Raw genomic sequence first — 18,204 nt, 5'->3', positions numbered from 1 at the left:
ATATGAATAGAAGAGAAGCCTTGACCCGAGTAGCTTGGATAATGGGAGGCACTGTAATCGGTGCTAATCTCTTTCTTGAGGGCTGTACTCGCCCTGCATCGAAAGATGTAGAAAGCTTATTCAAAGAGGATCAAATAGACTATTTAGGTGATATTGCCGAAACCATTTTACCTAAAACATCCAGCCCGGGTGCAAAAGAGGCGGGCGTGGGTGCATTTATACCAGTAATGGTGCGCGACTGCTACACCAAAGAAGATCAAAAAGTATTTCTAGAAGGATTGGGAAAACTGGAAGATGCTTCAAAAGCTAAATACAGTAAGAAATTCCAGGAATTATCTAAAGAAGAACGCACCAGCTTGCTGACCGAAATTGATAAGGAAGCAAAAGAATACGGGAAGAACAAAAAAGAGGGGGATGCTAACCACTACTTTAGCATGATTAAGCAACTTACCTTACTGGGTTTCTTTACCTCTGAATTAGGAGCTACCAAAGCCCTAAGATATGTTAAAATACCAGGTCGTTACGATGGTAATTTACCTTATAAAAAGGGAGATAAGGCCTGGGCAACCTAGAATTAGTAAGCGCGAAAATAGAGAGCAACCCTCAACAGGTTGCTCTTTTTTATGTCGTACCGTTGGAGAATACTTTTTACTGGAGTAAATAATAATGCCTTATGGATACCAAATCACCCGTCCTATTTAGATTCAAGCAATTTCATGTAGAACAAACCAATGCTACCATGAAAATAAATACGGATGGCGTATTGTTAGGAGCCTTGGCTGACCATCCGTCACCCAACCGGATATTGGATATCGGATCAGGTACGGGAGTGATAGCAATGATGATGGCACAGCGGTTTCCACATGCTATAATTGACGCCGTTGAAAAAGATGAATTAGCAGCACAGTTATCGGATAAAAACTTTAAGAATTCTATTTTTTTCAATCGAATTCGAGCGCATTGTACGCTTTTTCAAGAGTTTGCCCCACCAGCGTTATACGACTTGATTGTTAGTAATCCACCCTTTTTTTTGAACGCACTTCAAAATCCTGATAAGCGAAAGTCCATTGCTAGACACACAGATGCATCCTTTTATCGCGAATTGATACAAAAAGCTTGGAGTTGGCTCAATGATGGCGGACAGTTACAACTTGTCCTCCCACCAGTCATCAGCACTAGTGTCCGGGAATATGCGGATAAGTTAACAGATTTTCATCCTGCTAAAGCAATCCATATAAAGTCATTTGAAAGCGAAGACGCCTTCAGACAAATTATATGTCTAAGAAAGGGGGAGCGAATGCAACCCAATGAAGATACGATCTTTACAATATATAAAGAAAGGGGTATATACTCCAACGCTTATAAAGAACTTTTGAAACCTTTTTTTGTTAATTTTTAATGCGTTAAACTTAGATACAGGGCCAATGAAAGAAGTTATATTAGTTAATGAGCAGGATGAAGCAGTCGGTAAAATGGAAAAGCTGGAAGCGCATCAAAAGGGTTTATTACATCGAGCCTTTAGCATTTTTGTTTTTAATACCGCAGGCGAACTGCTTTTACAAAGAAGGGCTTTGAATAAATATCATAGCGGGGGCTTATGGACAAATACTTGCTGTAGCCATCCTTTACCAAATGAAGATACACTTATCGCCGCTCAAAACAGATTACAAGAGGAGATGGGATTTCAAACGACACTGAGACCCCTCTTTTCCTTTTTATATAAAACGTCTTTTCACAATGGCTTAGTTGAACACGAATTCGATCATGTTTATGTAGGTGAGTTTAGTGGAGAAATTATACCAAATAGGGAAGAAGTTATGGATTACCAATGGATCGCTTATCAAAATCTTGAACAAATGATTAAGTCAAGCCCGGACGCTTTCACTTTTTGGTTTTTGGAAGTATACGAACGTGTTTTTAAGGAGTATAACAAAAAAAGCTAACTTCTCAACCAGCCCCATGTAGCATAGCACGCGGTGCCTAAGTCTTTACGTTAAAAAGGCACGCTCAAGTTAACTCGGCGCGCCTTCTTAATGTAAAGCCCTTGCGAAAGCAAGCGTACTATAAGAGCTGTGCGGAAGAGCAGATTCGAACTGCCACGCCCTTAGGGCGCCACCCCCTCAAGATGGTGCGTCTACCAATTTCGCCACTTCCGCATAATCAAACTACGATCATTTGTGCCCAGGGAGGGACTCGAACCCTCAAGAGCCGAGCTCAACGGCTTCTGAGACCGCAACGTTTACCAATTTCGCCACCTGGGCGTGGCTGCAAATATAGTACTTGTATTTGGTTCAAAAAATTTTTCTTATCATCAAATTCACTAAATTTCGTAAGAAACTCTTTCACAAAGTATTATTTTTTTAAGGATGGAAAACAAATAGGAGACTATACAGTTAATCCGTAAAGAGATGATTACTATGCATGCATAATTTATGTAGAATATTACTATATTTATCCTAGACTAAAATGCTAAATCATGAAAAATCTAACATTATTTGCGGTATTCATGCTACTGGTAAGTAGTGTCTTTGCCCAAAATCACAATGGAATATTAGGAAAGTGGCAAAACCCAAGCGGTGAAGGAAGGATCGAGATAACAAAAAAGGGAGAAAAATACTACGGAACCCTATATTGGCTAAAGCAACCCAATGATGAAAACGGCCAGCCTAAAAAAGATAAAAAGAATCCGGACGAGACAAAAAGATCGAGAACCATACAAGGAAGCCAAATATTGGAAGGCTTTACCGCTAAAGAGAACGGTTTATACGATGGGGGGACGATATATGATCCAAAATCGGGCAAAACATATAGTTGTAAAATGACCTTAAAAGGTGACAAGCTCGATATTCGCGGTTTTGTTGGTTTAAGCCTATTAGGTCGAACAGAAACATGGACGCGCGTAAAGTAGATGCAACTATTAAAAAAGAAAAGGGCCTCATGTAAAAATGAGGCCCTTTTCTTTAGGAGACCGATTTTTAATCTTCGGAGTGAAGCATGTCTTTGTGATCGTCTGGGTTATAGTTAGCTTGTAATTCGGCCAACTTCTTTTTTCCGTAAGCCAAACGCGTAATCAAAACAAACAATACCGGCACAAAGAAGATGGCTAATAGCGTGGCTGCCAACATTCCGCCAAATACGGTCCAACCGATAGTTTGGCGTGATACGGCACCTGCGCCGCTCGATAACATCAATGGTATAATACCTAATATAAAAGCCATAGACGTCATCACAATCGGGCGTAACCTTAACTTGACAGCATCAATGGTTGCGGCAATTAGTTCCATTCCCATATCGACCCTTTCTTTGGCAAATTCCACAATTAAGATAGCGTTCTTCGCCGCTAAACCAATCAAGGTGACCAAACCAATTTGAGCATAGATATTATTATCCAGCTTGGGGAGGAAGGTAAGCGCAAGAATCGCTCCGAACACTCCAACAGGCACCGACATCAAGATAGAAAACGGAACCGACCAGCTTTCATAAAGTGCCGCCAGTAACAGGAAAACGAAAATAATACAAAGCGCAAATATCATGACTGTCTTATTTCCCGACTCAAGTTCCTGCAAACTTAAACCTGCAAAGCTGTAGGTGTAACCCGTAGGGAGCGTTTGAGCAGCAACTTCTTTTAATGCATTCAAAGCGTCACCACTACTGTAGCCAGGTGCTGCATTACCACTGACCTCTATAGCACGAAAGATGTTAAAGTGATTGATAATTGACGGATTCTCAACAACTTTATAATCTACCAAGGTCCCGAGCGGAACCGACGTCCCTTTCGTGTTTTTCACATACAGATTATTGATATCTTCGATATGTTTTCTGAAGTTCGTATCGGCTTGGGTTACAACACGGAACGTACGTCCATACAATACAAAGTCGTTAATATAGCTACTACCGAAATAAGCCGATATAGTTCCGTAAACTGAATTAATCGGAACCCCCATCTTCTTTGCTTGCTCTCTATTTACTTCTACACGATAGTTGGGTGTTTTGGTATTAAATAGCGAATAGGCCATGGCTATTTCGGGACGTTGGTTAGCCGCCATCAAGAATTTACCGACAACACCCTCAAAGGCTTTGATATCGCCTGCTTGCTGTTCTTCAATCTCCATAGTAAAACCGCCCGTAGTACCCAAACCTGGGATAGGAGGGGGAGCAACGGCTATTAAGCTACCTTTGGTATTGGCCATATATTTTCCCATCAACTGTCCTGTTATTTCGGTAACAGAACGATGGCGTTCCTCCCATGGCTTCAACTGTACAAAACAAGTCGCCGCACTCGATTTAAAAGCCCGGTTCAGGATATTGATACCGGAGATCGCAGTGATATTTTGTACCTCAGGAACCTCCTTTTGTATATACTTGGTAATTTCGTCCAAGTATTCGTTTGTTCGAGCTGCAGAAGCGCCTTCGGGTAGGGAAATCCCCATAAAGAAAACACCGGCATCCTCTTGCGGTATAAAACCGCTCGGCTTGGCTGTAAATAAGCCGTAGGTCCCCACAAAGATACAAATAAGTAAAATCATCACTAACGGCGTCTTCTTGATGCACCATTGCACGCCCCTTGAGTACTTTTGTGTAACACGATGGAACCAAGAGTTGAACAAATAGAATATGCGATCCAATCCTTTCGAATCCTTATCCAATTTCATTGGCTTTAACATTAATGAGCATAAGGCAGGTGTAAGGGAAAGGGCGATAAAAGCAGACAATAAAACCGAAACGGCAATAGTGATCGCAAACTGTTGATACAATTTACCCACCATGCCCGGTATAAAGCCCACCGGCACAAACACCGCTGCCAATATCAAAGCGATCGCAATAACAGGTGCAGTAATATCCTTCATCGCTTTCTGGGTAGCCTCTTTAGCCGAAAGGTGTTCATTGTCGATATAATGTTGCACAGCCTCCACCACCACAATCGCGTCATCCACCACAATACCGATCGCCAATACAAACGCCAACATTGTTAACGTGTTCACCGAAAAACCTAAAAGAATGAAGAAAATAAATGTACCAACAATAGATACCGGAATTGCTAACACCGGAATCAGAGTAGCTCGCCAGCTTTGAAGGAAAACAAATACCACGATGGTTACGAGCACCAATGCTTCTACCAGTGTATGAATCACGGAGCTAATGGATGCTTTTACCATTGAGATCGTTTCATAAGAAATCACATAATCCACGTCATCGGGGAATGATTTCTTAAGAGTTTCCAATGCCTGTTGAATACCCTCTGCAGTTTCTACTGCATTACCACCAGGCATTTGATTAATCATCATCATGGATGCAACCTGCCCATTCACCTTCGAGGATGTACTATAAGCAAACTCGCCCAATTCAATACGGGCCACGTCTCGTAGATAAACTAAAGACCCATCCGCATTGGTTTTAACGATGATATTTTCGAACTGCTCCGGTGTAATCAAATCGCCGTCAAGAATCACGTTAAATTCGAAAGCTTGAGAAGACGATTGCGGTTTCGCTCCGACACTACCACCCGGTATCCGTAGATTCTGCTCTTGGATAGCGGCGCTGACGTCTGCGGGTGTTAAGCTTAATCGCGACAATTTATCGGCGTCCAACCAAACGCGCATACTGAACGGTTGACCAAACGCTTGCACATCACCAACACCAGCTACACGTAAAAGTGCGTCTTTTACATAGATTTGAATGTAGTTTGACAGGAATTTTTCATCATGTGTTCCTTTTGGAGACACCAAACCTGCAACCATCAATATATCGTTATTAGCTTTCCGGGTAATAATTCCCAGACGCCTAACAGCTTCGGGGAGAGCCGGCTCGGCAATACCAACCCGGTTTTGGACATCCAGTGTCGCTATATCTATATCGGTACCTACGTCAAATGTTACAGTGATAGATGAACGACCGTCTGACGTACTATTTGATTGCAAATAGGTCATGCCCGGCGTACCGTTAATTTGACTCTCAATTGGTGTCGTTACAGTTTGCTCTACCGTGGCCGCATCAGCCCCTGTATAAGTACCTGTAACGGTAACGGTAGGAGGCGCCACATCCGGATACTGGCTAATAGGAAGCGTAGTAATCGCAATTGCTCCTATAAGAACTATTAATACAGAGATGACAATTGCGGTTACCGGCCTTTTTATAAATACTTCAGATATCATGTTTCGCTTATTATAAACTATTTCTTACTTGAACCTTGTCCCTGACCTTGCGGAGCTTGTGCTTCCATTTTGCTTTGATCTACTACTTTCGCTCCAGGTTGAAGATTTTGTGTTCCTTCCACAACGATTTGCTGACCCGCCTGCAGCCCCTCATTGATCACTACCTTGTCAGCGATTTTTTGTCCCAATTTCACAGGTTGTTGTATAACGGTACTGCTATCCGTTACTACATAAACTTTAAACTCGCCGAGTTGCTCAATCACAGCCTGATACGGAATAATTGGCATCTTTGTAGTTGAATTTGCTGCTACCAACACATTAGCATTCATTCCTGCTCTCAAAACATTACTTGGATTGTCAAAAGTTGCCCTTACTGTAATAGTTCCTGTCGACGGATCAACAGCCCGATCAATAGCGGTCACTCTGCCCGGTTTTTCATAAGTGTTATTTCCTGATAACTGGAGCGTAATAACCGAATCTTTCAGGGATGCAGCGCTATTGCTCTGTAAGTCCACAAACTGTTTGATATCCCTTTCATTAACAGCGAAATCTACAGCAATTGGGTTGGTGGACGAAATGGTGTTAATAAGTGTTGTACCTGCGGATACCAAGGCTCCAGTACGTACCTGAGAAATACCAATCGTTCCATTGAAAGGGGCCCGAATAACGGAACGCTCTAAATCTGTGCTTGCTGAAGTTAATGCTGCTCTAGCAGACATAACCTGTGCTTGTGCATTATTTAAATCGGTCATTGCATAATCCAATGTCTGCTTGGCAATCGCATCTTGTTCAGCCAATCGCTTATAACGCTCCACGTCTCTATTTACCTTATTTAAATTAGCTTCTGCAATCGCTAAGTTTGCTTTTGCTTGTTCCTGGGCCGCTTGATAACGTGTACGATCAATCTCATATAATTTTTGTCCCTTCGTTACAGTTGCACCATCCGGTACCAATATCGCTGTAATATAACCATTCACTTCCGCTCGCAATTCGGTTTGGTTAAGTGCTACTACAGTTCCCGGGAAATTATTGATTCCTTTCACAATTTCCTCAGGAACGGAGGCTATAGCCACTGGAACAGGTCCACCGGCACCAGGTCGTTGTTGGCCTTGCTGATTCTTATTGCCACAGGAAGATAATACCAAACTTCCAGATAAAACGGCTAAAAAATGTATTAAATTTCTATTCATGTTATTTCGATTTATTGCTATTTATAAGAGATATTACCAAGGGCCTGTTGTACATCTAATTTACCCGATAGAACGGCGTATAAGGCATTTAAATAATTTATTTGTGTTGTACGTAGGTCTGTTTCAGCGGTCATTAAATCTAAGTAAGTTTTAATTCCCTCATCATATTGCAGTTTGATGGTATTATAAACTTCCTTTGAAAGTTCCACGTTTTCCTTGGCTGTCTTCCAGTCATTTAAATTTGCCTTATAAGTAGCCAATGCTTGCTGATGCTGTGTATTGATTTGATTTCTCAAATTAGTAATATCCCAATCGATACGCTTTTCCTGTAACTTTGATTTCCTGATTTCCTGTATACGTTTTGTCCCTTGAAAAATAGGAAAAGAAAGTGTTACACCAAGTACCGAACGCGGATAATCAACATCATAAAGGCTAGATAACCCGTTGTTGGTGCGCCAGTCCCAAGCATAATTGTAAAAAGCTGATAAATTAGGCAAAAAAGTCCATTTATTATATTGGGTATTGATTTGTTGCAAACGCTGCTGAGTTAGCAATTGTTGAAATTCAATGCGTCTTTCAAATTGCAGAAGTTGGGTGGTGTCAACCAACATTTCGTTTTCCATCGTCTTTCCATCGTACGATAAATCCAAAGGTTGGTTAACGTCAACGCCAATCAGCTCTTTTAAATAGGCATATTTATACTTAAGCATTTCCACCGTACGCTTTCTTTCTGCTTCGGTATTGCTCAAAGTAATTTGTGCTCTCTTATAGTCCGTTTTATCAACAAGCCCGGTCTCATAACGAGCATTCGCATCCGCTAACTGCTTTTTCGTTCTCGCTATATTCTCATCAATAATTTTTATCTGTTCTTCACTGGTCAATACATCATAAAAAGCCTTACTAACAGCCACTGTAATGTTAATCCGACTGTTTTCGGTATTTTGTGCATTCTGTAACTTCACATACCGAGCAGCTTTGGATGCCTGTAACAACGATGGATCCAGAATCTTCTGATCTGCCTGAAGTACTACCGCGGAAGTATGTTTCTGGCCAAATTGAATTACCTGATCTCCGATTACGTTTGTCGGAATTTTAACATTATAATTATAAGAAGCGTTAGCGCTTATTTGTGGAAACCAGCCGGATAATGCAGATGCTATATCTCTCTTGCCAATTTCTTCGTCGATCAAGGCCTGCTGAACGCTTGCCTGATTCTTCAAAGCAAAATCAATACACTCCTGCAAAGTGGCATTTTGCGAAATGCTATTATTAACTTGCGCGGTATCTTGTGCCTTGGCGCTAAAACCCGTAAGCAACAAAACCAATAAACTTAAATAGGTATACTTCATATGTTATTTATAAACTATCTATAGGTAATTAACTATATTTTAAGACCGTCCCACATGATGGAAGCCATGGCCTTTAATTCACTCTCTGTAAAATTGTGGTAACCGTTATTCTGCTTCTTAGCGGCGATTATTAATCCTCCCATAAATACCGAACTCACAATATGAATTCCATATTTTTTTAAGAAGCCGGCTTCCATTCCGCTCGTAAAAAAACTAGAGAAATTATCCTCATAGAACTGACTTTCCGTCGACTGCACAATGCGTTGAAAAGGACTGGAATAAAATTGCTCCATAAACGACAGCACCTTTGGATATTTCACAAAATATTGAAACAAATTGATCCATATACTTTTAAATCGTTCACTGTAATTATCCATTGAGCGATCTTTTATCCTAAAAATTTCATGCGAGATGCTATCTCTTACATAATCAAATAATTCCAGAATAATCGCATCCTTCGAGTCAAAGTAATGATAAATCGTACCTGCCGCAACTCCCGCTTTTTTTGACAACATACTCATCGGAACCCCGAGCAAGCCGTGCTCTTCAATCAATTCAAGCATGTTATCTAATATAACCTGCTTCTTCTCTGACGTATTTTCCAATTCAATCGAACGTTTATTCGGGAGCAAAAGTACTAATTATTTGTTACCTCGATATTACACTAAAAATAAGTACCGAAATATGATATTGATTTTACAATTGGTAATAAGCCCTACAACAACGCATTTAGCGGGCTTTATTGTCAAACTTAATTTTATTTATGGCTTCTTTTGTTTGTGTGTCTACAATTAGTTTGCCGCTTATTTCGGCTTGAGATAGCAACAATGAATCCCAATGTTTGGTTTCATTCCAAAGGTATTTTTTTATTTCGCAAAGCGCTATGAATGAATAATCAGCTAATTGCTTGCAAAAATTTTCCACTGTGCTATCTAATGCTTCTATATCGTCTAATACGGATTGGTACAATCCTCGTTCAGCGGCCCAGTACGCGCTCTTAAAGCTTAATGGATTAAAAGCTAATTCGGTAAATGCACTTAGTCCGACCTTCCGCTGTACTGCAGGCGCTATAACAAAGGGGCCTATCCCGATCGATAGCTCACTCAGTTTTACAGAAGCATCTTTCGTAGCAAAACAATAATCGCATGCAGCGGCTAAACCAACTGCTCCTCCTATCGCTTTTCCTTGAATCCGACCAATAACCGGTTGTCGAGCTAAACGGATAGCATTAATTACCTTGGCAAAACCGGAAAAGAAAAGCTTTCCTTCTTCTTCGCTTTTAATGGTCAATAGCTCATCGAAATTGGCGCCGGCACAAAATGTCTTTTCTCCTTCGCTTTTTAACACGATGACATGAATGGACTCGTTTTTTCCGAACTTATCAATCGATTGGGCCAACTGGTTAAGAAGGGAAGAGGGGAGTGCGTTATGATTAGGATGGTAAAAGCTTATGGTAGCGATCTTGCCATTTATAACGCTTGTAATCGTTCCCGACTCGCTTTTTAATTTGCTCATATCTTTAGATTTACGATGAGATGGATTTTATTAATTTATTAACAGTAAACGCGTTTACTGTTTCCAACAGCCGAATAACAAAGTAAAGAAATAGGTCGGTAGAAACCAAAAGTAGTTATGGGCTCCCATAGCAATTCCGTCCTTATTTCTTGGAAATCAGGTTATAATATCGACTGATGTCGGACACTACTAGAAATTAAACGAATATTTGAAAACTGCCATTCTCCCCCTTAAGTCGTAAAGACTGTACCAGATATTATTGGCATTTATATGATAGCTTTCATAACCCCTCACATTAGCCAGATTTGTCAGATTTAATTCAAGATCCGACTTCAGTTTAACAAGCTTTAAACGAAAATTGGCATCCATGAAAAAATAGGTTAGCCTATTATTTTGCTTGATGGATTGATAACGGCCTGCTATATTAACAAACAGATTTTTACCAATATAGAACACGAATTGCACGTGCTGATCATCGTATTGCATATATTGTTCGGGCAAAACAGACGTGATTCCATTCGTTATTACTTTGCTGCTCAACCACGTTCTTGTCGCCCGATAATTAAAAGAGACCCAGCTCCATAAACGAGCTTCAAAATTCGGACTTAAGGAAAAAGTTCGGTTATTATAGGGAAATAGCTCATTGTTTATTATTTGATTATAGCGTGTAGTGCTCCAAGAAGCCCGAATTTTCGCCGCAGACCCTAAAGCAAAGATAAACTTACTAATTTCTATATGCGTATTCAGTGTACTTACATTGTTTTCAAGCGGCAGTAGTACGGTTTGGGATATATTTTGATTTACCACATTAGACGCAATCGTATTGGCTATTGATTTGTTCCAATTTAAGCCTGCATTCATAAAGAGCATCGCAATACTCCTTTGGAAATTATATTGCAATCCCACGTTGTGGCTACTCCGCTCCTGCAGACCGGCATTATTGACCTGTATAGTTCGGTAATTGGTTAGAATCGCTCCACGGTAGATACCGCCTATGTTACCCATGTGATTCGAATAAGTGTAATTGGTAGAAAGGTAATCTTCCTGGTTGACCATCCACTTTAATCGCAAAGCAGGGTTAAACAATAATTGATATTGATTACGCACAAGCATAAAGTAGGGGTCTTTGTATCCAATCCGTTGACCGGCAAGTGGAAGAGCGAGCGAAGTTTCCCATCTTCGTGCTTTATATTCGTAGTTAGCTTCCGCATAGAGCCTATGTCGGCTCCATTGCAAGTCATTGTCTTTACTCCCGGCAAAAGCGAGTGTTCGACCGTCATCCTGATTCAGCCGCAATACCGATTCCAAATGCTGTAACTCATTCAAAACACCTAGCCTATAATGCTGCTTGACTTTATTTTTTACTAAACCATAACTTAATGATAGACGGTTAAACCAGGTTGGTGTTTGTACAGATTGAGTGGTCGACTGATAAGCAACACTATCGTTTAATATCGGCGCATTTACACCCGGTTGTAAGAACAACTGTTGGGGTAGATTGGAGTAATTGACGTACCAAGTAAGCTGAATTACGTTTCTATTATGCAATTCAGGAATATATTCCAAACGATTCGAAAGATCTCGGACTTTGCTTGTTAAACGTAGGTTTAAGGCAGCACCATTATTGAACATATTCGCGTCGGCGCGATCGCCCGAATAAGAAAAACGTAGTTCATTCTTAAAATAATGGCTTTTTTTATTGGCTTCTGCACTTAAAGTAAAGTCGGCCAGAAAAGGATGTCGAAACAAAGCTTGTCGCTCACTGTAATGAATAGTATCTTCACCTAAATAAGTATCGCTCAAACCATTATAATTCAGTTGATTCCGATCCACCAATATATTAATAGTTGACTTAAGCTGTAATCCATTTCTAAGATTCAGCAGGTTATTGGCATTAACGGCCACTGACTCATTTAAATAGTAACGCGGCTTTGGTAAATTCGGAGTTCCGACTGTACCTGTGGATAATAGGGCATCCGGACGCTCATTTCCTATCGTGGATAATATAACAGATCGATTAAAAGCCGTAAAATCCAATGATAGATCCTCTCCGATATTATTTCCTTTCATCACATTAAGCATCTTATATTTCTTATTAAATAAGATGCCGTTTATTTCACTATCGTATTGGGGCGGTAAACCAAGACCAAGCTTGGCCTGTCCCGTCATTTTGAGCTTAACGTCCTCTTTAATTACCAAATTCAGTGCTACCTGATCACTCGATACTTTATTCTGGAGTATTTTAATGGGTTGATGATTCTGCATAACTTCAACATTCTTCACCATACCATGGGGGATCGTTTTTGATCCGATAACGTAACGGTCGGCAAGAAGGTCATCTCCGTCGATGTACAGACTGGAAATACTTTTTCCGTTGTACTTGATTTCGCCGTTGTCCGCGACTTCTATACCAGGTAGGCGCTTTAAGACTTCTCCGATAGAGCGATCCTCGCCTTTCGCAAAATTGCTCACCTGATAGCTCAGGGTATCGCCTCGACGCCGAATCGAGGGTTTGCTTTTTACTTCTACCTGAGAAAGATCGATTGTTTGCTCTTCTAATATAATCTTATAAAAATCTTGCCCATTTAACGATAAACGAACCTGCTTATAACCAAGATGGCGTATTTCTAAGACCAAATGATTGTTGTTCGCGGTATCAGGCAAGGCAATCATGAAATTCCCTTGAGCATCACTTGTTTTAAAACTGACAACACGGTTATCCCTGTTTTTAATAACAACATTGGCGTAAGCGACATCCTTCCCATCTTTTGTTTGCAACCGGCCCTGAACCGCTTGTTTCTGGGCAGATAACAAAAAAGGAAAAATCAATAAAAGAAAGGTAGTTAAGCTTACTTCCCATGGATATATCTTCGAAACCATGAAAAAGAACTGGACAGCCCGAGTCACTCATTTATTTTGTTAATTCGATCGGATTATTGTCAGTGTTAGAAACTCCTCCGGCATTTTTGTTCACATTGATGGATTTAATTTTACCGGGATCTATTGAACTAAATGCATCCTCTTTTTTAGGTAATCCGCTGATTACATTCGCTGCATTGGAGCGCCCTCCTTGTCCCTGCACATCCATAAACGTCTGCCTGTTTTCTTTAAATGCTTTTAACAAACGATCTAACGCCTCTTGATTTGTTTCAATATAATCGGTTGTTGTTCCTATCTGTAAATTTACATGGTCCAATTTCTCAAACCCAACAAAATGGAATACCACTTCCTTTTTGCTATCAGCCACATCAAGAATTAATCCAGGTAAACCATGCAACTTCCAAGGACCAAAAGAAAAAGGCAATTCCGGCGAAAACCAAGCGGTATAGGTTCTACCTTTAAATGATACGGTAGCTTTCTGACAATTATATCCTCCAATTGTTAGGGTATCGTCACTAATTTTCCAATCTAATTGGGGATAAGGTTCATCTAAAATATACTGGTTTTGCATCAGCCGATATATTCTTTTCAGTGTCTGTGTATTGGACACAAAATAGAACGACTCATTGGTAGAACTCCCTTTGCTCACCAAGTTGATATTACCGTCAAAAGAGGGGTTGGCAACCTGCTCTTCCATTTGTCTGTTGATTTCCTCTTCTGCGTTTGACGTAAAGAAAGACCGGTTAATGCCGGCATAAAGTACCATCTCTTCTTCTTTCGGATGATCCCTATTAGCAGTATCGTTCACATGAATAAACTGATAACGTGCCCGTGCCAACACTGGTTCTGTTTCCTGTGCGTTCACTTTCACTATGAAGAAAAAACATACGACTCCTACATACCATAATTTGAGGTGCTTCATAATTTCATATTTATATTTTGCTAGTAACCTTAATTCAGGAAATCACCAAGGTCAACAGACGGCCTTTAACATATTTTCTTCGTGTAATCGCATCCAATATAGCTTACTTGTATTTCGTTGTGATCAATATAACTCCATTTTTGCCCATGCTACCATACATAGCTGTCGCCGCGCGATCTTTTAGGACGTTAATACTTGCTATGTCATTTGGATTGATTGCATTAATATCTTCGCCTTCTTTCAAGACGACACCATCAAGCACCAACAAAGGTTGCACTTGGTTTTTTGATCTGATAGTCAGCATTTTTGCTTTTTTCCTTCCATTTTGGAATGCTAGTTTCGGAAGCTCCTTGGGGCGATCTTTTTCTTGAATTGCCGTACCTAACGTTTCTTCTTTTTCATGTTTATTGCCCGCGTTCGGTGTGACATGTGATAAACCGGCATTAATCAACTTACCATCTTCTTGATAAGCTTTGCTGATCGTAAACACCATCGCTGAAATAGTAATTGCAGGTACAATAAACACATACTTGCTGAGATGCAGTTGTGAAGATTTCTTTTTGTTCATCATCGCAATTCTTCGTTTTAAGGCGTTAAAATTGAAATGATTGCTAAGCTCCGGAGAAATAGTTCGACTGTTAAGATTAACAAGACTATATTGGTATTTTTTCTTGTCTACGCCGCTTTGGAGAACTTTATGGTCTGTTAAAAATTCTAAATTTTCTTTTATGGCCGAACGGGTCAACCAAATAATTGGATTAAACCAGCAGCATAGGCTAGCGATCTCTACAAGTAGCACATCAATGGTATGCAACTGTTTTACATGCTCTATTTCATGCTTCAGGATTTCTCTTAAATCACGTTCTGTGTGAAGCGATTTATTTAGATAAATGGATTTCCAAAAAGAAAAGGGAGGGATGTCTAGCCATACTTGACGATACCGACAGCTTTCAAAAATGGCGACCGTTGATTTTTGATGAATCTTCGATAAACTAAACAATCGGAGAAGGAACCTCAAGGTTAGCAAAGCAACTACAGACGAAAATAACAAGGTAATAATATTCCATAAATCTACTTTGGGCGGTATGATAGACAGGAGATCGTCCCAAGTCATTATTTGCATTTCACTCCTTCCTGCAGAATTTTCTTTAGCAAAAAACATAGAAAGATCAACGAGCGGATACAAGGCAGAAAACAGGAGTCCCATGATAAAATAACATCTATTCAGAAGGTAAAAAGTTAGCTTCCGTAAGAACAGGTAGTAACCTCCGTAAAATAAGGCAATTGATAAATTAACCTTTAATAAATAATCAATCCATTCAGGCATAGCTAATCCTTATCTTGTTCATCAATCATTTTAATAATCTCTTTCAATTCCCGCGCACTGATTTTCTCTTCTTTCGCGAAAAAGGATACAAGTTCTTTATAAGAATTTCGAAAATACTCGCTTACAAATCCGTTCATAAACCCACGCTTGTATTCCTCTTCCGTAACAGTCGGTTCATATCGATAGGCATTGGCATATTTTACCGATCTAACAAAGCTTTTTCGTTCAAGGTTCTTCAGTGTAGATGCCAATGTTGTATAGGGAATTTTAGGATCGGGCATACTATCCAATAATTCTTTTACAAAGCCGCCTCCGTTTTTCCAAATCAACAGCATGGCTTCCTCTTCTTGTGCACTTAGTTTCTGCATAACTCTATGTTTATTTCGTAAATCTACGAAATTTTCGTAAAAAACAAAATATTATTTGAAATAACGGATCTACGAGTCGGGTACAAAATGTTTATATTTGACTTTTTCATTGGTACAAATTGTTTTTAGTGAAACCGAAACTTGCCTATTATGTTAACAGCATAAGAAAGTTTCGACTTTAAATTGATCATATGAAACGAAGAAAAGGAATAAGTCCATTGTTTTATACGGCATTGGCCATATTGTTTATTAGTTGTCATAGCGGCCCTAACAAAAAGGGGCAGGATGCCGATACAACACGTGTGAGCGAACAAGGTATCGTGATAGAAAACGACACCTTGTCGCAAGTCTTTGCCGCTTATATAAAGGTAAAGGATGCACTGGTTGCCTCAGACCCTAAATTGGCAGGCGAAGCGTCCAACAGACTTTCAGAAAGCCTTAAAGGTATTCACGGTTGTGAAAATACAGCCATCTTGGCACAGGAGCTTGCCAATTCAACAGATTTAGCCTTACAGCGTTCGGCATTTTCGGCAATAAGCAAAGATCTGATCGACATGTATCAACGTCCTTCTTTAAGTGCGGGCAAAATTTATGTAATTCATTGCCCGATGTACAACAATAAAGCGGGCGGAGATTGGCTTTCTACCAGTCCGGAGATAAAAAACCCTTACTTTGGTGAAGAAATGTTAACCTGTGGAACTGTCACACAGGAAATTAAGTAGAATCGGGAATAAAATCGTGTCATCGCAAATTAATTTATCGTAAATAAATTGAAATATTTATAGGTTTCCCTATGTTTTAAGCCATTTTTTTTTAGTTTTGTTACAAACCATAGAATCATTATGTCAGAAAAAGTTTCTTTAAATATTGGAGATAAGCAGGTAGAGTTACCAATCATTACAGGTACAGAAAACGAGAAAGCAATAGATATTTCGAAAATTAGAGCAGAGACAGGATTTATAACGCTTGATCCGGGTTTTAAAAACACCGGTGCAACAACAAGTGCTATCACATATTTAGATGGCGAAGAAGGTATACTTCGTTATAGAGGCTATCCCATAGAGGAATTAGCTGAAAAATCAACCTTTCTGGAAGTGGCGTACCTGTTGATATATGGAGAATTGCCAACCCAAGCTGAGTTTACTGATTTTCAGAATAAAGTAAGCCGACACACGCTTATCCATGAAGATATGAAGAAATTTTTCGAAGGTTTTCCTACCAAATCCCATCCGATGGGACAGCTGTCGGCCTTGGTAGGAGCTCTTTCAGCATTTTATCCGGAATCGCTAAACCCGGACGCCTCCGAGGAGGAAGACAATCTTACCATCATTAAACTACTTGCTAAGTTTCCAACCATTGTTTCATGGATTTATAAGAAGTCCTTGGGACACCCGGTCATATACCCAAAAAATAAGTTAGACTATGTAAGCAATTACCTGAACATGACTTTTGGTCAATTGACGGAAGAAGTCGAAATTGATCCAATTGTTACCTCAGCGATGAATAAACTACTCATTCTACACGCTGATCATGAACAAAATTGTTCAACATCAACCGTTAGAATCGTTGGATCTTCAAATGCCAACCTTTTCACTTCCATCTCTGCCGGTATTTCCGCGCTTTGGGGGCCGCTTCATGGCGGGGCTAATCAGGCCGTAATAGAAATGCTGGAGCGAATAAAAGAAGATGGCGGTGATTCGGAAAAATGGCTGGCTAAAGCAAAAGATAAAAACGATCCGTTCCGCCTAATGGGATTTGGCCATCGTGTATATAAGAACTTTGACCCGCGCGCTAAAATAATAAAAAAGGCATGTGACGATATTCTGGACAGTTTAGGAGTACAGGATCCCGTATTAAATATTGCGAAAAAACTGGAAGAAACCGCGCTAAGTGACCCCTATTTTGTGGATCGTAAGTTATATCCGAATGTAGATTTTTATTCCGGTATTATTTACCGGGCACTTGGCTTCCCTACGGATATGTTTACGGTGTTATTTGCCCTTGGCCGCTTGCCCGGTTGGATAGCGCAATGGAAAGAAATGCGTACAAACAAAGAACCAATTGGGCGCCCACGTCAAGTATATACAGGACATCCAAAACGTAATTTCGTTGCGATGAAAGACAGATAACCAGGGTTTAATAAATCATTTAACAAGAGAGGGGCTAACTAGAGTGCTCCTTTCTTATTTTGTACCCTTGTTCGCTTGACTAACTAACGCAATAATTCCCCCACCAATTAGAATGGCACCTAAGTAAGGTGGCCAGTTAACTTGCTTTTCCTTATCAGCATTGATTTCTACGGGACCTGCATCTACTACTTTTTCCTTTTTTGTATAACTGAAACCTGTCCAGATCAACATCACAGCTCCCACAATTATAAGTATAATACCTAGTACCTTCATCCGTCTTCGTTTTGATATAGTAAACAACAAAGCAATCGACATATAGTTTATAAGAAGGGTAGGCGCTCGCAAATCTTTTTCGTTTTTTGCATAAAAAAA

16 protein-coding genes and 2 tRNA genes are annotated in these 18,204 nt (G+C 40.0%); 6 read left to right on the top strand and 12 right to left on the bottom strand.

All coding sequences use genetic code 11. The features are described 5' to 3' along the window. The first annotated feature begins 2 nt into the window (after positions 1 to 2). From FKG96_RS15460 to idi, 3 genes are all read left to right on the top strand, one after another. Positions 3 to 572, top strand: a complete 570-nt coding sequence (locus FKG96_RS15460) for a gluconate 2-dehydrogenase subunit 3 family protein (RefSeq protein ID WP_130856014.1) — start codon at positions 3 to 5, stop codon at positions 570 to 572. A gap of 101 nt (positions 573 to 673) precedes the next feature. Beyond that, positions 674 to 1,399: a tRNA1(Val) (adenine(37)-N6)-methyltransferase gene (locus FKG96_RS15455; protein WP_013666894.1), complete on the top strand. Its 726-nt coding sequence runs from the start codon at positions 674 to 676 to the stop codon at positions 1,397 to 1,399. A 25-nt stretch (positions 1,400 to 1,424) separates the two neighbouring features. Next, entirely contained in the window at positions 1,425 to 1,943 is a 519-nt protein-coding gene (idi, locus tag FKG96_RS15450) for an isopentenyl-diphosphate Delta-isomerase (protein ID WP_013666893.1), read from the top strand. A 130-nt stretch (positions 1,944 to 2,073) separates the two neighbouring features. Here the strand turns inward: idi and FKG96_RS15445 are convergent. Continuing rightward, positions 2,074 to 2,156 (bottom strand) — tRNA-Leu (locus tag FKG96_RS15445). A gap of 22 nt (positions 2,157 to 2,178) precedes the next feature. Continuing rightward, positions 2,179 to 2,261 (bottom strand) — tRNA-Leu (locus tag FKG96_RS15440). 215 nt (positions 2,262 to 2,476) lie between these two features. Between FKG96_RS15440 and FKG96_RS15435 the strand changes: the two genes are divergently transcribed. Continuing rightward, positions 2,477 to 2,908 carry a DUF2147 domain-containing protein gene (locus FKG96_RS15435; protein WP_130856015.1) on the top strand — a complete coding sequence of 144 codons (432 nt, stop codon included), beginning with the start codon at positions 2,477 to 2,479 and terminating at the stop codon, positions 2,906 to 2,908. Positions 2,909 to 2,975: 67 nt separating this feature from the next. Here FKG96_RS15435 and FKG96_RS15430 read toward each other — a convergent pair whose 3' ends face one another. From FKG96_RS15430 to FKG96_RS15390, 9 genes are all read right to left on the bottom strand, one after another. Further along, positions 2,976 to 6,152, bottom strand: coding sequence for an efflux RND transporter permease subunit (locus tag FKG96_RS15430; protein ID WP_013666891.1), 3,177 nt, complete (start codon positions 6,150 to 6,152; stop codon positions 2,976 to 2,978). Positions 6,153 to 6,169: 17 nt separating this feature from the next. Continuing rightward, positions 6,170 to 7,342, bottom strand: coding sequence for an efflux RND transporter periplasmic adaptor subunit (locus FKG96_RS15425; RefSeq protein WP_130856016.1), 1,173 nt, complete (start codon positions 7,340 to 7,342; stop codon positions 6,170 to 6,172). Between the two features lie 17 nt (positions 7,343 to 7,359). Then, the gene (locus tag FKG96_RS15420) at positions 7,360 to 8,691 is read right to left on the bottom strand and encodes a TolC family protein (protein ID WP_013666889.1); all 1,332 of its coding nucleotides are present in this window, start codon (positions 8,689 to 8,691) and stop codon (positions 7,360 to 7,362) included. 32 nt (positions 8,692 to 8,723) lie between these two features. Continuing rightward, positions 8,724 to 9,296, bottom strand: coding sequence for a TetR/AcrR family transcriptional regulator (locus FKG96_RS15415; protein ID WP_049795052.1), 573 nt, complete (start codon positions 9,294 to 9,296; stop codon positions 8,724 to 8,726). 124 nt (positions 9,297 to 9,420) lie between these two features. Further along, positions 9,421 to 10,206 carry an enoyl-CoA hydratase/isomerase family protein gene (locus FKG96_RS15410; protein ID WP_130856018.1) on the bottom strand — a complete coding sequence of 262 codons (786 nt, stop codon included), beginning with the start codon at positions 10,204 to 10,206 and terminating at the stop codon, positions 9,421 to 9,423. A gap of 189 nt (positions 10,207 to 10,395) precedes the next feature. Further along, on the bottom strand, positions 10,396 to 13,086 hold the full coding sequence (locus tag FKG96_RS15405; protein ID WP_130856019.1) for a TonB-dependent receptor: 2,691 nt from the start codon (positions 13,084 to 13,086) through the stop codon (positions 10,396 to 10,398). A gap of 31 nt (positions 13,087 to 13,117) precedes the next feature. Continuing rightward, positions 13,118 to 14,008, bottom strand: a complete 891-nt coding sequence (locus FKG96_RS15400; protein ID WP_130856020.1) for a GLPGLI family protein — start codon at positions 14,006 to 14,008, stop codon at positions 13,118 to 13,120. A gap of 103 nt (positions 14,009 to 14,111) precedes the next feature. Next, on the bottom strand, positions 14,112 to 15,335 hold the full coding sequence (locus FKG96_RS15395) for a M56 family metallopeptidase (RefSeq protein WP_130856021.1): 1,224 nt from the start codon (positions 15,333 to 15,335) through the stop codon (positions 14,112 to 14,114). A gap of 2 nt (positions 15,336 to 15,337) precedes the next feature. After that, positions 15,338 to 15,703, bottom strand: coding sequence for a BlaI/MecI/CopY family transcriptional regulator (locus FKG96_RS15390; RefSeq protein WP_013666883.1), 366 nt, complete (start codon positions 15,701 to 15,703; stop codon positions 15,338 to 15,340). A gap of 191 nt (positions 15,704 to 15,894) precedes the next feature. Here FKG96_RS15390 and FKG96_RS15385 point away from each other — a divergent pair, with 191 nt between their 5' ends. Both FKG96_RS15385 and FKG96_RS15380 read left to right on the top strand, forming a co-directional pair. After that, positions 15,895 to 16,425: a DUF3347 domain-containing protein gene (locus FKG96_RS15385; protein WP_130856022.1), complete on the top strand. Its 531-nt coding sequence runs from the start codon at positions 15,895 to 15,897 to the stop codon at positions 16,423 to 16,425. Positions 16,426 to 16,545: 120 nt separating this feature from the next. Beyond that, positions 16,546 to 17,832: a citrate synthase gene (locus FKG96_RS15380; protein ID WP_130856023.1), complete on the top strand. Its 1,287-nt coding sequence runs from the start codon at positions 16,546 to 16,548 to the stop codon at positions 17,830 to 17,832. 54 nt (positions 17,833 to 17,886) lie between these two features. Here the strand turns inward: FKG96_RS15380 and FKG96_RS15375 are convergent, their stop codons facing one another. Continuing rightward, positions 17,887 to 18,105: a hypothetical protein gene (locus tag FKG96_RS15375; protein WP_130856024.1), complete on the bottom strand. Its 219-nt coding sequence runs from the start codon at positions 18,103 to 18,105 to the stop codon at positions 17,887 to 17,889. Between the last annotated feature and the right edge of the window lie 99 nt (positions 18,106 to 18,204).

The sequence above is a fragment of the Olivibacter sp. LS-1 genome (genome assembly GCF_008245145.1).
In the GTDB taxonomy this organism is placed as follows: Bacteria; Bacteroidota; Bacteroidia; order Sphingobacteriales; family Sphingobacteriaceae; genus Olivibacter; species Olivibacter oleidegradans.
This window is presented reverse-complemented; position numbering and strand designations above follow the sequence as displayed.